Consider the following 17,002-nt stretch of genomic DNA (forward strand, 5'->3'; position numbering starts at 1 on the left):
TGTTAATGAGAGTTAATAAAACTATCATAATTGGATTAATATTTATGCTCCTTGCGGGAGTGATATTTGTAAGCGACATTCTTAACCCAATTATAAGACCAATTACTTATCAATTCTTAATGGGATCATCTAAAGGGAAAGACATAATATTTTTTGGTCTTTTAGGATTATTCTTAATATTGTCTCAGGTAATTGACAGAGATATTGACACCACCAAATATTTGAAAATCTCAATGATTATCGGTTTTGCCACATTGGTATTGGGAATTCTTTTGGAAGTTGTGTTTAGATTGCAAATGGGAATCAAACTCAACACCATTTTTGCATCCATGTCAAACACAATGAGTACTACAAGCATCTTGCATACTCACCTGTTAAAGTCCATTTTAGGAGCAGTTTTGACCCAGATTATTGGGCCATTCATTCAAAGTGACATCAACACAGGAGTTGGTCTATACAAATATCTTCCAGATTTTAGTTTTTTAGTAATCTTGCTAATCCCAATATTGTTTGTAACACTTGTTCTAGCAATGCAAAAATGTCCATGGCTTACAAATCTTTTGATTGCATTCTTTTCAAGCTGTCTAATAATTGGAGCCATTGACGGAGGAATGTTTGCAACACCATCATACGTAGGATTATTAGGATTATATTTAGTTTATAGAAATGGTTATTATCTAAACTACATTGTCGGAAAAGCATTGGGCGATGAAACATTACTTAATGAAAATGAAGCTATCCAACCGGTTTATAGGAATCGTGACTTTAGCAAAATCAGATATTTATTTAATCGATTTTTAATTTACTTTGTCGTGATTGTTATGATAATTTTAAGATTCACCATCGCATTTGCTGGAGCCGAACCGGATTACTATACTGTAAATATCGCAAATTCCGCTGATGACATTGATTTTGGCAACATTCCAATGGAAAAAATCAGTCAAAACAATAACATCACCACATATCATGTCAACTCACAGTACAATGAGATGACATTGTTAAATGATTTGAAAGTTCCTTTAAACAATTCGTGCGAGTACTATACTGTAAGCTGGAATGCCTATTCTTATTTGTGAAAAATAGATTTTTATAGAAATCATTATATTTTTTTAAACCAAACTTTAACTAATGAAAAAAATCTACCTAATTTTACCAATCCTTGCAGGAATCATGTTTGGGTCAACCGGAATATTTGTGCGCACATTGACTCAAAATGGAATTGATTCGACAACCCTCCTGTTTTTAAGGTTTTCAATAGCCACCATCCCAATCCTGCTGGCCATCATATTGACCGATAAAGAATTGTTTAAAATAGATTTATCGGATTTTCCGCTATTTTTAGTATGTGCAATTTGCATTATTGGGCTTAACTTATGCTATAACGAATCCATGAATATGATACCATTATCTCTTGCAGCAGTATTGCTGTCTCTAGCCCCGATTTATGTATTAATTTTTGCATATATATTATTTGGAGAAAAAATTACCTCAAAAAAGTTAGTTTGTATGTTTTTGGCCATTTTTGGATGTTTATTAATGACTGGAATTTTAGAAGATATTATGACATCCATCCCATTATTCGGAATCCTATTGGGCATCGGTGCAGGCTTATTTTGGGCAATTTACCTAATGGCTTCCAAAAAATCAATTGAAACTGGAAAACATACATATACCATTTTATTTTACTCAATAATCTTTATTTCAATTTCATTGATTCCATTTACTAATTTTGGCCAGATTACAAGTTTTGTTTCAATTAATCCAATTTTAACAATAATATTTTTAACAATACACTCCACATTTTCATTCGCACTACCCTACATCCTCTCAACAGTAAGTTTGAACTATATTGATTCTGGGGTTTCATCAATATTCTTATCAGGTTCAGAACCTCTTGCAGCATTAATTTTTGGATTAATATTATACTCTGAAATTCCATCAATTCTGATGTTTTTTGGATTATTGTTATCAATAATCGCAATGATATTTCTCAGCAAAACAAATACCTAATACAACAAATTATACACGAAATTCATTAAAATTATCTAAAACTACCAAAGTATTTATTACTAACTTCTATTATAATTAATAACAACTAGTTAAATGGAGGTAAACAATATGGTAAACGCTATACTTGCAGCAATATTGTCCTTTTTTATCCCAGGTTTAGGTCAAGCTTTAGCTGGAGACATTAAAAAAGGTGTAATATTCTTCGTAATTGCAATAGTATTAGGTTTCATTTTAGGATGGATATTCGGAATGGGAATCATTACATACATTGTTGCTCTTATTTACGATTTATATGCTGCTTATGATGCATATAACATGGCAAAATAAGGTTAAAATATTTTATTTTAACCAATTTTTTCTTTTTTTAAAATTTTACAAAAACTTATTAATTCTAAAATTAAATTTTAACATATGATTTTAAGCATTATCATACCCACCTATAATGAGGAAGAATACCTGCCAGTTCTTTTAGATAGTATTCAAAAACAAAGTTTTACTGACTATGAAGTTATTGTAGCCGATGCTAACTCAACCGACAACACCAGAGAAATCGCTGAAGAATATGGCTGTATTGTTGTTGATGGCGGTCTTCCGGGCGTAGGTAGGAACAATGGTGCCAGAGTTGCCAAAGGAGAATATTTGCTGTTTCTGGATTCTGATTTGGAACTTACTGATGATTACCTGAGGGATGTCTTATACGAATTCAGAATGGAACATCTCGGAATAGCCATTACCCAAATGCTTCCGATGTCAAATAAAGTTGAAGACAAACTGTTCCACGATTTCGCCAATTACTTCATGATTAGCGTTGAAAATATAAAGCCTCACGGTGCCGGTTGTTATGGAATAATCTCCAGGAAAGAACTGCACGATGAATGCGGAGGCTTTGACGAATCTTTAACCTTCGGTGAAGATACCGACTATATTGAAAGACTGGCCAAAAAGGAAAGGTTTAAAGTCCTAAGAAATGCAAAAATCGGTGTTTCAACTAGGCGGCTTGAAGAGGAAGGTATTGCAACATTGATTAGGCAATACGGTAAAAGTACCGTCAATGACTTTTTAGGAATAAGGACAGATGCCAGTGAACTTGACTATAATTTTGATCACGGCCATGAAAGAATCACGCCTAAAAGATTTGAAAATCTGGAAAAAAGAGTGGAACAGATTAATGACATAAAAGAAGGTTACGACAAATCCATTGAACGCATTAACAATACCCGCTCCCAAATTAAATCACGCCACAGAAAAAGAGATAGGAAAGTAGTATTTTACTGTGTTTGCGGCGAAGGAATGGGTCATGCAATAAGGACCGGCGTAATCGTAGATAAAATCAAAGAAAAATATGATGTGTACCTTTTCTCAAGCGACAGAGCATATGAATACTTAAAATCCAAATTCGATAATGTTTACGAAATAGGAGGATTTAACACAGTCTATATCAACAATAAAGTAAACAACTTAAAAACATTATCAGACGCCTTAAAAAGAAATCCTACCAATATCAAGGTAGGATATGAAAACTTATATAAAAAAGCGGCGCAACTAAAACCAGATATCATAGTAACTGATTTTGAAATATATGCCACAATGCTTTCCAAAATACGCAATATTCCATTAATCAGCTTAGACAATATCCACATGATTACACAGACCAAAATTGACTATCCGAAAAGCCATTATATTGAAATGCTTAAGGCAAAAGGAGTCATTAAAACATATGTTGTAAATCCTAGATTCCACATTTTAACAAGCTTCTTTTATCCAAAAGTCAGATCCAATAAAAATGCCGTGATATACCCACCAATCATCCGTGAAGAGATATTGAAATTGGAACCTAAAGATGGAGATCATATCATTGTATACCAGACAAGTCGTGAAAGTGAAAAACTTGTTGGTAGGCTTAAAGCTCTTAAAAATGAGAAATTTATTGTTTACGGATTCGACAAAGATGAAACTGATGGCAATTTGTCTTTTAAACACTTTAATGAAGATGAATTTTATGACGATTTAGCCTCTGCAAAAGCAGTAATCTGCAACGGAGGATTTACTTTTATATCCGAAGCAATTCATCTTAAAAAACCAATATATTCCGTTCCGGCAATTGGAAACTTTGAGCAAACATTGAACGGATTTTATGTGCAAAAATTAGGTTATGGAGAATATCATGAAGTTATGAGTGCTAAAAGAGTATCTAATTTCTTAAAAAGACTTCCAAAATATCAGCAAAAACTTTCAAAAGTCAAAAAGACAAATAATGATGGAATTGTACGTGAACTGATTTATAGAATCGAAAAGTATTCCTGAATAAAAAAAAGATAAAAAAGAGTGTTTATAAAGTAACACCCATTTCCAATTGTTCTGTTAATTCTTTGTACCTGTTACGGATGGTAACTTCAGTTACGCCTGCAATGTCTGCAACATCCCTTTGTGTTTTCCTCTCACCGAGCAAAACGGATGCGATGTATAATGCAGCGGCAGCCACACCAGTAGGCCCCCTTCCTGATGTTAAACCTTTTTCCATTGCTTTTTCAATAATTTCAATAGCTTTGGATTGAGCTTCACCAGACAATCCGAGTTCTGAAGCAAATCTTGGAACGTAATCTACAGGAGAAGTTGGCGGCAATTTGATGTTCAGCTCACGGGTCAAGAACCTGTAAGTCCTTCCTACTTCTTTTTTTGTTACTCTAGATACTTCAGCAATTTCATCCAAGGTACGTGGTACATTACAACGACGACATGCAGCATATAAAGAAGCGGCAACTACACCTTCAATACTTCTTCCTCTAATTAGCTTGTTATCCACTGCACTTCTATAAACAACAGATGCGGCTTCCCTTACACTTCTTGGAAGACCCAATCTTGAAGAGTCACGGTCAAGTTCACTTAAAGCAAATGCCAAGTTCCTTTCTGTAGCACCTGAAATTCTGATTTTCCTTTGCCATTTTCTTAACCTGTACCATTGAGCACGGTTTCTAGCAGGAATATCACGACCGTAGATATCCTTATTTCTCCAGTCGATCATTGTACTTAAACCTTTATCGTGAATAGTGTAAGTAATTGGAGCTCCAACTCTTGTACGTTTATCTCTTTGTTCGTGATCGAATGCCCTCCATTCAGGACCCATATCTACAAGATTTTCATCAATAACCAATCCACAACGAGCACAGACGACTTCTGCTCTTTCGTAGTCTCCGATTAATTCTTCTGAACCACATTCCGGACAAACTGTTTGTTTATTATCATCAAATACTCTTTCTTGAACTGGTTCATTTCTAGTTCTCCTACGTTGTCTACTAGGAGTTTCTTTTACTTCTTGTGTCGTGTTTTCATCCTCCTTTTTTTAGGTTTTTTGGATTTTGGTTTTGATACAAATAGTTTTTCACCATAATTTTTTGCAATCATATCCCTATCTGCTGATTTAAACAATCGAATAGAGATATATGGTTTTTTTGTTGGTCCAAAAACATAACTGACCTTCCCAATCTTATTTTTATTACTATCAAAAACAATTCCACCGGCAGTCGGTGTTTTAGAAGATCTAGCTATTAATTTACCAGAGTTTGCAATATGCAAACTATTTCCTAAGAATTTCATATAATCAAACTTAAAAATCAAATCTGTATCGTTTATATATTAAAAGAAAGTAGTATATAAATATATCGGTAATATTTATATATAAATTAAGTTACTTATTTAAATGTTTTTCTATTTTTTTCTGAGGCCAACAACCTGTCCCAGAGTGACCCCATCGGCTAACTTTTCTACAATAGCGGATTCTTTTAATTTGACACCAAGTGCAGAAATCATGACTTTAGTGAATAACTCTTTTGGGATAACAACAATTCCACTTTCATCTCCAAAGAAAAAATCTCCAGGATTAATTTGGGTGCCTTCAACTTCAATTGGTTGGTTTAGTTTTCCCAAACCAAGTGCCATGCCTGCATTAGGAACAAAATTTGATGCGAAAACCGGATAATCCATATCCAAAAGAGCATCTAAATCGCGGACAGATCCATATACCGCAGTTGCTTTGACGCCATTATTTTTTGCACAAGTTGATGCCAATTCACCCCAAATAGCTTTATCATCATTATCGACTTTGAAAAATAAAATATCGCCTTCACCGGCATCATCAATAGCCAGTGCAGATGTTCCCCAATCATCGCTTGTTGTCTCTGCAGTATAAATTTTTCCCCATACTTTTAGGTTGTTGATTGGTTTGATTGATTTAATTGTTCCCGGCCTATGTGATACTCCATTATACGCATCGGAAATCTGACAAGCTGAAATATTTTCAAGTAGAGATAAAAGATTGATGTGTTCCTTATAGTTATTGCCACTGAATGTTAAATCATCAACAGTGACATTGTTTAAATCAATATCCTCAACTTTAACTCTTTTTTCTAAATTCTTATTTTTATTCAAAATATCTTTTGGAGTTACACTCATTAGCTCACCGTTTCATCTTTTGTATAATTATATTATATCAAAACTTTGTTAAAAAATTTTTGAAATATAAAATATTTTATATATTAGTTATGCTAAAATTATTAATTGTAGTATTGAAAAAAATACTTAATTATTATATGCTCATTAGAGAGTTTATTTACATTATCATTATTATAATTATTATTAATTAATTCAAAGACAGGAGAAAAATCAAATATTAAGGAATCAAAGATTAGCGAGTTTTATATATTTCAGAATAAAGATTAAATGTAGGAATTAGTAAACCCTTAATAGAATGACACTCCGAATGTATTGGCTCTTTTTTTAGTGTATAATAGGCAAATATGTTTATCGTATAATTTATGCAAGTTTATTGCCTAAAAATAATTATAAATTTTTAGTTATTACATAAATTATCCCGATTAAATTAAGCTTAGGAGGCTTAAAAATGGGAAAAGGTGAAGAATTAACTACAACAAAATATTTAATTCATGCCCAAATTACTGCCAACGGTATTGTTGAAAAACCTGATGTTGTTGGTGCTGTATTCGGGCAAACTGAAGGTTTACTTAGTAACGATTTAGATTTAAGAGAACTTCAAAGAACTGGAAGAATTGGGAGGATTCAAGTTAACATTCATTCCAACGGCGGCAGAGCTAAAGGTGAAATCGTGATTCCATCCAGTTTAGACAGGGTTGAAACCGCCATACTCGCTGCATCTCTTGAAACAATCAATCGTGTTGGACCTTGTGAAGCCGAAATTCAAACTTTAAAAGTTGAGGATGTTAGGGCTGTCAAAAGAGAACAAGTTGTAAACCGTGCTAAAGAAATTTACAAAAACATGGTTGAAAGCGTTGGTCCGGCAAGTATGAAAATGATTGAAGAAGTAAGAGAAGCAATGAGGGTTCACGAAATCTCTGAATACGGTGATGATCGCTTACCAGCAGGCCCAAGCATTCACACATCCGATGCAATTATCGTAGTGGAAGGCCGTAGCGATGTTTTGAACTTACTTAAATACGGTATTAAAAATACTGTCGCAGTTGAAGGAGTAAGCGTTCCTCAATCAATTGGTGAGTTAAGTAAAAAAAGAACCACAACCGCATTTGTAGATGGTGACAGAGGTGGAGAACTTATCTTGAAAGAACTCTTGCAAATCGGTGAAGTTGACTATATTACTCGTGCTCCTAAAGGAAAAGAAGTTGAAGACTTGGAAAAAGATGAAGTTTTAGTTGCACTTAGAGATAAAGTTCCTACAGCACAGTTCCTGGCCACTAACAATATCTTAAATGAATCTAACGGCAATCATCATAAAAGGGACAATAAAAGATATCAGAACAGAAATTCCAAAAGACAGCAAAAATTCACTCCACGTGAAGAAGTTGCGCCGGAACCTGTCGTCGAAGATGATGAAGTTACCCTTATGAAAGATATGCTAAAAGAATTCGAAGGAACTGGAAGCGGAGCTATTTTGGATGAAGCATTGAATATGACCAAAGAAGTGGAAGTGGAAAACATCTATGAAGAAATTAAAAATATAGATGGAACCGCTGACAGCGTCATATTTGACGGTATTATCAGCCAAAGATTGGCTGACGTAGCTTCCGAAAAAGGAATTAAAAAATTAGTCGCATTCAAATCAATGAACATAGTTAAAAAACCACATAATGTGAAATTAATAACTATTGACTAAAAAAATTAATTTAAAGGAAATAGTATTCTCTATTTCCCACTTTACTTATTTTTACATTAAAAGAAATTTTTTAAAAATATTTTTTACCCTAATACACAAATTGCCAAAAAAACATCTATTTTTCATAAACAATAAATAATATAATTGACAAAGATATTATAGAATTTAGAATTTGGAGGAATAAAATGAATATCAATTTGGATAATTATTATAGTACTAGAAAAAATGTTTTTGAAAGAATTCAAGACGCTAGTACCGCTACTAAAATTCTTATGTCCTTTATGATGGCATGTTTTACTGGTATAATGGCACAAATCATTATCCCCCTACCATGGACTCCAGTACCAATCACTGCACAAACTTTCGCAGTTTTATGCTCTGGTTTATTCTTAGGTAAAAAATACGGATGCTTAAGCCAAATACTATATATCATTTTAGGTATTGCATTCATCCCATGGTTTGGTGGAATGACTGGTGGACTTGAAATATTTTTAGGATCAACCTGCGGATTTTTCATAGGATTCGTTATTGCATCATACTTTATTGGAGCAATTACCGAAAAATATGCTAAGGCACGCAGCTTCACAAGAATGGCAATTGTCATTGCTGTTGCAAACTTTGCATTGATATACATTCCAGGTCTTGCAGGATTAGCATTATGGTTCTCCTTAACACAAGGTGCAACATTAGGTGTTGTTAATCTTTTAATGATGGGTCTTGTTCCATTTATTATAGGAGATATTGTTAAAATCTTAGGTGCTGCATCAGTATCTAAAGTATTTTTACCAAAAGACTAAAAGGTTTAAAAAAAACCTTTTCTTTTTTTAATTTATTTTTATTGATTATTATGAAACTTGTTTTGAGAGGGCATCACCTGTTATGTCTTCAAGGATTTCAAGGATATGGATATGACGAGGATTTCGTCAAGAATATGGATGAAATTAATCAAGCCAGAAAATTAGACGACACCACTATTTCAATCACTAATGAAGCTGATGACATTTGTAAAGCCTGTCCTAATTTAAAAAATAATTTATGTGAAAATAATGCTCAAAATGAAAGAATAATATCAATGGATAATGAGGTATTATCTAAACTAAATCCAGTAAGGGAATATAATTCTGCTGATTTATTTAAAAAAGTAGAAAATATATTTAATTCTAAGGAAAAGGTAAATAATATATGTTCTAAGTGTAAGTGGCATGAAGAGTGTTTATTTTACCAAAAACTATGAAACCGATACTTTTAAATACTACATAATAAAGATATATTAAATGTTGTATTACAACAAACATAGTCCCGTAGGGTAGTGGTAATCCTTCTAGGCTTTGGACCCGGAGACGGCGGTTCGACTCCGCTCGGGACTATTTAATTAACTATTTTTTATTGATATTTTATGAAAAAGCTATTGCTTATTGGAATTGATACAAGAAGTATGCTTAACAGTGCATTAAAACTAGATTACAGTATATTTTCAACCAGTTATTTTTCAACTTCAGACACTCCAACAATCGAAAACCAGAAAATCATATTAATGGAAGAAAACGATGTAAGCTGCGGAAGCTTTGAAGATAACTTCGACAGCAAACATCTTTTGGAAATATCAAAAGATTATATCGATGAAGTTGACTACATCATTCCAATTTCTGGAGTTTCACCAAGTGAGTTTTCAAAAAAAGATCAAAAAAAGATTTTGGGAAATAGGGATGTTGGAGATATTGAAGACAAGCACAAATTTTACAAAAAGATAAAAGAAGAATTCTTAAGCCCGATGACTTTTGCTATAAATGATATGGATGAAGCCTTTGAAATAGATAAAACTTACCCAGACATTCAATTTATTTTAAAACCCGTTAAAGGAAGTGGAGGGTATGACATAAATCTGCTAGATAATAATACAGATATTGAACTTAATGAAGGGGAGTTTATCCTTCAAGAATATGTGTCTGGAATCAGCCTGAGTTCATCACTGCTATGCAGCAAATGTGATGCAAAAACAATCATGAATACCAGGCTGCTTACAGTGAATGACTTTGAAAAAAATAACAGTTTCATTTATGTTGGAAATATTCTGCCCTTAACAAATGAATCAATTATGGCCGATGTTGAAAATATTGATGGGTTAAATGATGAGATGAAAAATATATCCGAAAGGCTGGCTCAAAAATTTAGCTTGATTGGGTCGAACGGTGTCGATTACATTTTAAATGAAAATGGATTATATGTGATTGAGATTAATCCGAGACTTCAAGGTACATTTGAATGTGTTGAAATGTCACTTGGAATAAACATGCTTGATGCACATATCAAATCATGCTTCGGTGAAATTATCGAAATTCCTAAAGCTAAATATTATTCCTATAAAAAAATAATCTACTCACCAACAAGAATGAAATATGAAAAAATAGATTTAAAAAACATCTATGACCTGCCACACATAGGCTCAATAACTGAAAAATCACAACCCCTGTTAACAATCATTGATAAAGATAAAAGTTTTGAAAAATTATATGAAAAAGTAGAATTAGCCAGTGAAAAAGTAAACAGCATAGCTAAAAAACGCCAACTAGATAAAGAATGAATAATATTACTCCAATTGTTATTAAAAAAGTAGTGGCAATCATTGCATAAGTCATCCACATAAATACCCTCGCTTTATTGTCAGGGTCCTTCATAAATTGGTCAATTGGATTTCTTCTCATTTTTACACCATTTCTAGTAAGAAAAATTTTTACAATAACTTATTCAAATAAATTTTTTTTAAAAATAAACTAATATTCAAGCTTTAATTTAAAAAATAATAAAAAATAGAAGAAAATGAAAAAAATTAAGAAAAATTTAGAGCTTCTATTCTGAAGCTTCTTCAGCCGCAGCAGCTGCAGCCTTTTCATTTTTCTCAATAGTTGATCTAATCATTTTCAATCTAACAAAGTTTTCCCTTTCCATTTCTTGGAGTCTCATATCAATATACTTTTCAGTATTTTGGAATCTTGGAATCATAATATGTTCTAAAGCATTTACTCTACGTTTAGTAGCTTCAATTTCTTCAGCGAGTAGGAAAATAGTTTTTTCTACTTCACCAAGTTCAATTAAATACTTAAGAGATTCCTCGAATTTCTTTGCAGCTTCGTCTAATTGAATTGTAGTGTCAGAGAAACCATAACCTCTGTCAATAATAGACCTTTCTTCCATTTTAACATTAGTTACAGGTACGGAAACTCCCATAACACTTCTTGATGTAATTTCAACATCAATAGATTCTTTTACAGATAAAGCAGCTTTTTTAACCGCCAAATCACCCATAGCAATTTGAGCTTCGATTAAAGCATCATTAGCTTCTTTTAGACTTAATTCTGCATTTTCACGAATACCTTTGACACGATCCAAGATATCAAAAAACTCTTTAATTAAAGCATCCCTTTTCTCTTTGAGTAAACCATGCCCTTTAACAGCTAGTTTAGTCCTGTTTTTAAGAGATAATAATTCCATACGAGTTGGATTAATTCCATCTATAATATCTTGTGCCATTTAATCACCTACATTACTGTAATGAGATTAGTCATCTTTTGGAAGGTATTGTTCAATAAATTCTTCTTTAACCCTTTTGAGTTCTGCTTTAGGTAAGATTTTAAGTAAACTCCAACCAAGGTCTAAGGTTTCGAAGATTGTTCTGTCTTCATCTTTACTTTGAGTAATGAATTGATCTTCGAATTCTTGAGCAAATTCTAAGAACTTCTGATCCCTTTCAGTAAGTGCTTCTTCCCCTACAACCGCTACTAAGTCTCTTAATTCACGACCTTCAGCGTAAGCGGAATAAAGTTGGTCAGATACACCACTGTGGTCATCCCTAGTTTTGTCTCCACCGATACCACCACTCATCAAACGAGAAAGTGAAGGAAGTACGTCTACAGGAGGGTAAATACCTTTCCTGGAAATTTCCCTACTCAATACAATTTGTCCTTCGGTAATATAACCGGTTAAGTCAGGAATTGGGTGAGTAATATCGTCTTGAGGCATAACTAAGATAGGCATCTGAGTAATAGAACCTTCTTTACCATCAATACGTCCTGCTCTTTCATAAATACCTGCAAGGTCAGTGTACATGTAACCAGGGTAACCTCTTCTTCCAGGTACTTCTTCTCTTGCTGCGGAAATTTCCCTTAAAGCTTCACAGTAGTTAGTCATATCTGTTAAGATAACCAATACTTGCATACCTAAGGTAAATGCATAATATTCAGCAGTAGTTAAAGCCATTTTTGGAGTTAAGATCCTTTCAATAGCAGGGTCATCTGCTAAGTTCATGAATACTGTTAATTTTTCTAAAGCTCCAGTACGTTCGAAGTCTCTCATAAAGAAGTTTGCTTCTTCGTTTGTAATACCCATAGCAGCAAAAATTACTGCAAACTCATCGTCTGCACCTAATACTTTAGCTTGTCTTGCAATTTGTACAGCTAAATCGTTGTGAGGTAAACCAGATCCTGAGAAAATAGGGAGTTTTTGTCCTCTTACTAATGTGTTCATTCCGTCAATGGTAGAGATACCAGTTTGGATAAATTCTTCAGGGAATTCACGAGAAGCCGGGTTCATTGGTGCCCCGTTAATATCCAATTCTTCATCAGGAATAATTTCTGGACCGCCGTCAATAGGTTTACCAATACCGTTGAAGATACGTCCCATCATATCTCTGGATACACCAATTTTAGCGGTTTGACCAGTGAACCTTGTTTTGGTATTTTTTGTGTTTAAATCATTTGTTCCTTCGAACACTTGGATAACAGCAACATCTTTAGTTACTTCAAGAACTTGCCCACTTCTTTTTTCACCAGTAGGTGTTTCAATATCTACAATTTCATTGTAACCAACGCCTTCTACTCCTTCAACAACCATTAAAGGACCTGAGACTTCAGATACAGTAGTATATTCTCTAGTTTTAATATTTGTATTCATTTTTAAGCCTCACTGCATTGTTTAGTAATTGCTGCTTGAATTTCTGCAATTTTTTCATCAAATACATCTTGTGGTATGTATTTCATTTTACCGATTTCTTCTTTAACAGGTAATGCTACAATGTTTGCAATTGGAGCACCTCTGTTAACAGCTGCAAGAGATTCTTTGTAGAACAATAAAATGGTTTTTAACATTTTGTACTGTTTATCAGGTGCACAGTAGGTATCTACATCATCAAATGCATTTTGTTGCAAGAAGTCTTCTCTTAACATACGAGTAGTTTCTAAAGTAGCTTGGTCTGTTTCAGGTAATGCATCAGGACCTACTAATTGTACAATTTCTTGTAACTCGGATTCTTTTTGTAATAATCCCATAGCTTGGTCACGAGTTGCTCTCCAATCAGCAGCTACATTTTCAGCCCACCAACCTTCAATACTGTCAACATATAATGAATAACTTTGTAACCAGTCGATTGAAGGGAAGTGACGTTTATCCGCAAGGGATGCATCTAATGCCCAGAACACTTTACAGATACGTAATGTGTTTTGTGTAACCGGTTCGGATAAGTCCCCACCAGGAGGTGATACTGCACCAACTACAGAAATAGATGCAACTTTTGGTTCTGAACCAATAGTTTCTACCCTTCCAGCTCTTTCGTAGAATTGAGCTAATCTGGATGCTAAGTATGCAGGGTAACCTTCTTCCCCAGGCATTTCTTCTAATCTTCCAGAAATCTCCCTCATAGCTTCAGCCCATCTTGAGGTTGAATCAGCCATAAGCGCTACATCGTAACCTTGGTCACGGTAATACTCAGCAATTGTAATACCAGTATATACACATGCTTCACGAGCTGCTACCGGCATGTTAGAAGTGTTTGCAATAAGAACAGTTCTGTCCATCAATGGGTTACCGGTTTTAGGGTCGTCAAGGAATGGGAACTCAGTAAGTACTTCAGTCATTTCGTTTCCACGTTCTCCACATCCAATATATACAACGATATCTGCATCAGCCCATTTAGCTAATTGTTGTTGTGTAACTGTTTTACCTGATCCGAAAGGACCTGGAATAGCAGCTGCTCCTCCTTTAGCAACGGAGAAGAAAGTATCTTGTGCTCTTTGACCGGTTACTAATGGAATATCCGGATCTAATTTTTCAACATAAGGACGGCTTCTTTTTACAGGCCATTTTTGGAGCATTTGTACTTTTTCACCACCAACAGTAGCAATATCATCTAATACTGTGTATTCACCTGCTGGAGCAATTTCAGTAACTTCACCTTCAAGTGTTGGAGGAACCATAATTTTGTGCAATACAGCAGTGGTTTCTTGTACTTCACCAAGAACATCTCCACCTTGTAAAACATCCCCAACTTTTGCTACAGGTTTGAATTCCCATTTTTTCTCTTTGTTAATAGAATCTACATCAATACCTCTTGCAATGAAATCACCAGATTCTTCCCTGATGATTCTTAAAGGTCTTTGAATACCATCGTAAATGGAACTCATAATACCTGGACCAAGTTCTACGGACAATGCTCCACCAGTACATTCAACTACTTCACCCGGTTGGATACCGGCTGTTTCTTCATATACTTGGATAGTTGCGGTGTCACCTTCAAGCTCAATAATTTCCCCAATAAGCTTCTCATCACCTACTCTAACCATCTCAAGCATCTGAGCCCCTCTCATACCATCTGCGACAATAACAGGCCCAGCAATCTTAATAATATTTCCTTCAATAATCATTTAACCATCTCTACCCCAATAACTCTTTTAATAAGGTCATTTATTTGATCAGATGAACCTTCTGAGGACCCATCTTTATCAGGTATTTCAATTATCATTGGTAATACATCGGAACCAATTTTTCTATTAATGTGATTTCTTATTTCATTCGCCATTAATTGAGTAATAATAATAATTGAAATTTCTTCATCTAAAAATTTATCAAAAGCTGCGATAGCTTCTTCAGCAGTTGTTACAACTTCTGCTTTTTTGACACCACCAAGTCTAAATCCAGATACAGTGTCAATATCACCTATAATTGCTACAGAACTCATATTAACATCTCCATGATTTTAGAATTAGGGAAGTCTGCTTCTCTTTTTGCTCTTGCAATAATTTTTAAATTTTTAATTTCATTTTCTTTTTGACTTAAATAACCAATAATTGGACCAATTCCTAATGGTTTTTTAGAAGATAATGATTTGGAATATTCAGATGTATATACATCTAATGCTTTTTCAAATACAGCAACTGAACCAGTTTCGTTATAAATTGGCATTACATCAGTTAATGCATCAGAATATTTTGTTCCTTCTAATCCGGATATTACATTAGTAACATCAGGAGATTCCATTAAATCTTTAAGTTTCCATTCACGTAATTGGTATCCTTCTTCTAATATATAAGGAGAGATTGCATCATAATCAAGTCCATCTTCTTTTGCCCTTATAATTAGTTTAAGATTAGCTACATCAACTTGAGTTCCAACATATGAATATAATATTTGTCTATTTTCATCGGAAGGAACATCAGAAGAACGTAATAATTTGCCTAAATAATATTTATCTAAAGCAGATTCTAACGGAAGAATCATATTAGTTTCTTCGTATTGTGGAAGAGCGTCTTCTAATGCAGTTGCATATTCAGTGTTATCTAAACTTGTGACAATGTCAGTTACGGTGTCTGCATCAGCTAAAGATTCTAATTCAGAGTATAAAGATCCACATGGGATTAATAATTCTCTTGTTTCATCAGCTGTAAGACCAACTTCCTTAGCGGTTAAAAGACTTTTGATATTGTCAATATCTGTTTTTTTAGACATTATGACAAATGGATCTTTAACATCCTTAGGAGCTACTCTTGAAACAAAGTCATAAGTGTTAGCACGTTCAACATCCAATGCCTTATCGAGTGGGTACTCATCTAAAACATCTGCATATTCAGGAACACCTTTGAGATAATTTTCAACTTCTTCAACATCATTGGTTTCAACAAGTTCAGAAATTTGTTTTTCATCAAATAATCTTCCTTTTCTAGCTCTTACTCTTGCACTAGGGTTAAGATAAGGATAAATGTCCAAAATTGGTCTAGATGTAATGATTACAACTACTGCACCAACAATAAGAACTGCAAGAATACAGAATACAAGAAATGTTTCTTGTGTAAGTCCAACAGAACTTATTAATGTAGCAATTTCATCTGCCATAATTTATCCTCCTAATTATTTAAATAATATTTCAGCAACTTCACTACGTAAGATACTTTTAAATCTTTCTAATCTAGCTTCAATAGTGTTATTTACTTCAATTTCTCCATTACTTGTCTTTAAAATAGCTCCACCTATAGCATCAATAGGTTCACCTAATTCGAAAGTAATGTCCTCAATTTGGAAAGTAGAGACTCCTGAGAGTTGACTTTTCATATTGTCTGTGTCTCTTTCATTCAATTGTAAGATTAAATCTTTACTACCAAGTTCATCAGCAGCTTCTTTAATCATTTTACTTAATGAATTTTCGTAATCTTCATCACCGGAAGCGGCTTTGGCTTTTAACTCATCGGTAGCTTTTGTGAAAGCTGCTTCGATAACTTCTTCTTTTGCGCCTAATTCCGCTCTACGAGCATTCATCTTAGCTTCAGAGATAATTTGCTGATATCTCATTTCAGATTGTTTCTTACCATTATCTGCTATTTTTATTTTTTCAGCTTCAGCAGTTTTTTCTGCTTTTGCAGTAATTGTTGAAACTTCTGCATTAGCATTTTGAATGATTACATCAGCTTTCTCTTGGGCTTCAGACATAATGCTTGAAACAATTTTATCTGTGCCTGAGCTCATATAAATTGCCTCCTTAACCTAAGATTCCACCGAATACCATAAGTAAAATAGCAATCAAGAAACCGT

Annotated in this window: 17 protein-coding genes, 1 tRNA gene and 1 pseudogene; 9 read left to right on the plus strand and 10 right to left on the minus strand. The window is 33.8% G+C overall.

What is annotated here, in order from left to right; translation table 11 throughout:
• The first annotated feature begins 5 nt into the window (after positions 1-5).
• The 4 genes from IJI93_RS00910 to IJI93_RS00925 all read left to right on the plus strand — a co-directional run bounded on the left by IJI93_RS00910 (position 6) and on the right by IJI93_RS00925 (position 4,314).
• Positions 6-1,076: a hypothetical protein gene (locus IJI93_RS00910; protein ID WP_292818554.1), complete on the plus strand. Its 1,071-nt coding sequence runs from the start codon at positions 6-8 to the stop codon at positions 1,074-1,076.
• Positions 1,077-1,128: 52 nt separating this feature from the next.
• Entirely contained in the window at positions 1,129-2,010 is an 882-nt protein-coding gene (locus IJI93_RS00915; protein ID WP_292818557.1) for a DMT family transporter, read from the plus strand.
• A gap of 108 nt (positions 2,011-2,118) precedes the next feature.
• Positions 2,119-2,337, plus strand: a complete 219-nt coding sequence (locus IJI93_RS00920; RefSeq protein WP_292818560.1) for a hypothetical protein — start codon at positions 2,119-2,121, stop codon at positions 2,335-2,337.
• A gap of 84 nt (positions 2,338-2,421) precedes the next feature.
• Positions 2,422-4,314, plus strand: a complete 1,893-nt coding sequence (locus IJI93_RS00925) for an MJ1255/VC2487 family glycosyltransferase (protein WP_292818562.1) — start codon at positions 2,422-2,424, stop codon at positions 4,312-4,314.
• A 25-nt stretch (positions 4,315-4,339) separates the two neighbouring features.
• Here IJI93_RS00925 and IJI93_RS00930 read toward each other — a convergent pair.
• The 3 genes and pseudogenes from IJI93_RS00930 to IJI93_RS00940 all read right to left on the minus strand — a co-directional run.
• A pseudogene (locus IJI93_RS00930) lies at positions 4,340-5,251 on the minus strand (transcription initiation factor IIB); the annotation flags it as partial.
• Between the two features lie 65 nt (positions 5,252-5,316).
• Complete coding sequence (locus tag IJI93_RS00935; RefSeq protein WP_292818564.1) at positions 5,317-5,604, minus strand: Gar1/Naf1 family protein; 288 nt, start codon at positions 5,602-5,604, stop codon at positions 5,317-5,319.
• A gap of 111 nt (positions 5,605-5,715) precedes the next feature.
• Positions 5,716-6,459, minus strand: a complete 744-nt coding sequence (locus tag IJI93_RS00940; protein WP_292818567.1) for an RraA family protein — start codon at positions 6,457-6,459, stop codon at positions 5,716-5,718.
• A gap of 448 nt (positions 6,460-6,907) precedes the next feature.
• On the opposite strand from IJI93_RS00940, the gene dnaG reads away from it, so the two are divergent.
• The 5 genes from dnaG to IJI93_RS00965 all read left to right on the plus strand — a co-directional run bounded on the left by dnaG (position 6,908) and on the right by IJI93_RS00965 (position 10,733).
• On the plus strand, positions 6,908-8,152 hold the full coding sequence (gene dnaG, locus IJI93_RS00945) for a DNA primase DnaG (protein WP_292818570.1): 1,245 nt from the start codon (positions 6,908-6,910) through the stop codon (positions 8,150-8,152).
• A 191-nt stretch (positions 8,153-8,343) separates the two neighbouring features.
• The gene (locus tag IJI93_RS00950; protein WP_366513262.1) at positions 8,344-8,949 is read left to right on the plus strand and encodes a biotin transporter BioY; all 606 of its coding nucleotides are present in this window, start codon (positions 8,344-8,346) and stop codon (positions 8,947-8,949) included.
• Positions 8,950-8,999: 50 nt separating this feature from the next.
• Positions 9,000-9,386, plus strand: a complete 387-nt coding sequence (locus tag IJI93_RS00955; RefSeq protein WP_292818575.1) for a DUF1284 domain-containing protein — start codon at positions 9,000-9,002, stop codon at positions 9,384-9,386.
• A gap of 61 nt (positions 9,387-9,447) precedes the next feature.
• Positions 9,448-9,519: transfer RNA gene (locus tag IJI93_RS00960), tRNA-Gln, on the plus strand.
• Positions 9,520-9,548: 29 nt separating this feature from the next.
• A complete protein-coding gene (locus IJI93_RS00965) occupies positions 9,549-10,733 on the plus strand; it encodes an ATP-grasp domain-containing protein (RefSeq protein WP_292818578.1) in 1,185 nt (394 codons plus the stop codon).
• On the opposite strand, the gene IJI93_RS00970 is transcribed toward IJI93_RS00965, so the two are convergent.
• The 7 genes from IJI93_RS00970 to IJI93_RS01000 all read right to left on the minus strand — a co-directional run bounded on the left by IJI93_RS00970 (position 10,705) and on the right by IJI93_RS01000 (position 16,936).
• The gene (locus IJI93_RS00970; RefSeq protein WP_292818580.1) at positions 10,705-10,854 is read right to left on the minus strand and encodes a hypothetical protein; all 150 of its coding nucleotides are present in this window, start codon (positions 10,852-10,854) and stop codon (positions 10,705-10,707) included. The two genes, IJI93_RS00965 and IJI93_RS00970, sit on opposite strands and share 29 nt — an antisense overlap.
• A 145-nt stretch (positions 10,855-10,999) precedes the next feature.
• Positions 11,000-11,680, minus strand: a complete 681-nt coding sequence (locus IJI93_RS00975) for a V-type ATP synthase subunit D (RefSeq protein ID WP_292818583.1) — start codon at positions 11,678-11,680, stop codon at positions 11,000-11,002.
• A 27-nt stretch (positions 11,681-11,707) separates the two neighbouring features.
• Complete coding sequence (locus IJI93_RS00980; protein ID WP_292818586.1) at positions 11,708-13,099, minus strand: V-type ATP synthase subunit B; 1,392 nt, start codon at positions 13,097-13,099, stop codon at positions 11,708-11,710.
• Between the two features lie 2 nt (positions 13,100-13,101).
• Positions 13,102-14,844, minus strand: a complete 1,743-nt coding sequence (locus IJI93_RS00985; protein WP_292818589.1) for an ATP synthase subunit A — start codon at positions 14,842-14,844, stop codon at positions 13,102-13,104.
• Positions 14,841-15,158, minus strand: coding sequence for a V-type ATP synthase subunit F (locus IJI93_RS00990; RefSeq protein ID WP_292818592.1), 318 nt, complete (start codon positions 15,156-15,158; stop codon positions 14,841-14,843). Before IJI93_RS00990 ends, IJI93_RS00985 begins: the two co-directional genes overlap by 4 nt.
• Complete coding sequence (locus IJI93_RS00995) at positions 15,155-16,309, minus strand: V-type ATP synthase subunit C (RefSeq protein WP_292818594.1); 1,155 nt, start codon at positions 16,307-16,309, stop codon at positions 15,155-15,157. The genes IJI93_RS00990 and IJI93_RS00995 overlap by 4 nt, the downstream gene beginning before the upstream one ends.
• A 15-nt stretch (positions 16,310-16,324) precedes the next feature.
• Positions 16,325-16,936 carry a V-type ATP synthase subunit E gene (locus IJI93_RS01000; protein WP_292818597.1) on the minus strand — a complete coding sequence of 204 codons (612 nt, stop codon included), beginning with the start codon at positions 16,934-16,936 and terminating at the stop codon, positions 16,325-16,327.
• Between the last annotated feature and the right edge of the window lie 66 nt (positions 16,937-17,002).

This window comes from Methanobrevibacter sp. (assembly GCF_017431965.1).
Lineage (GTDB): Archaea > Methanobacteriota > Methanobacteria > Methanobacteriales > Methanobacteriaceae > Methanocatella.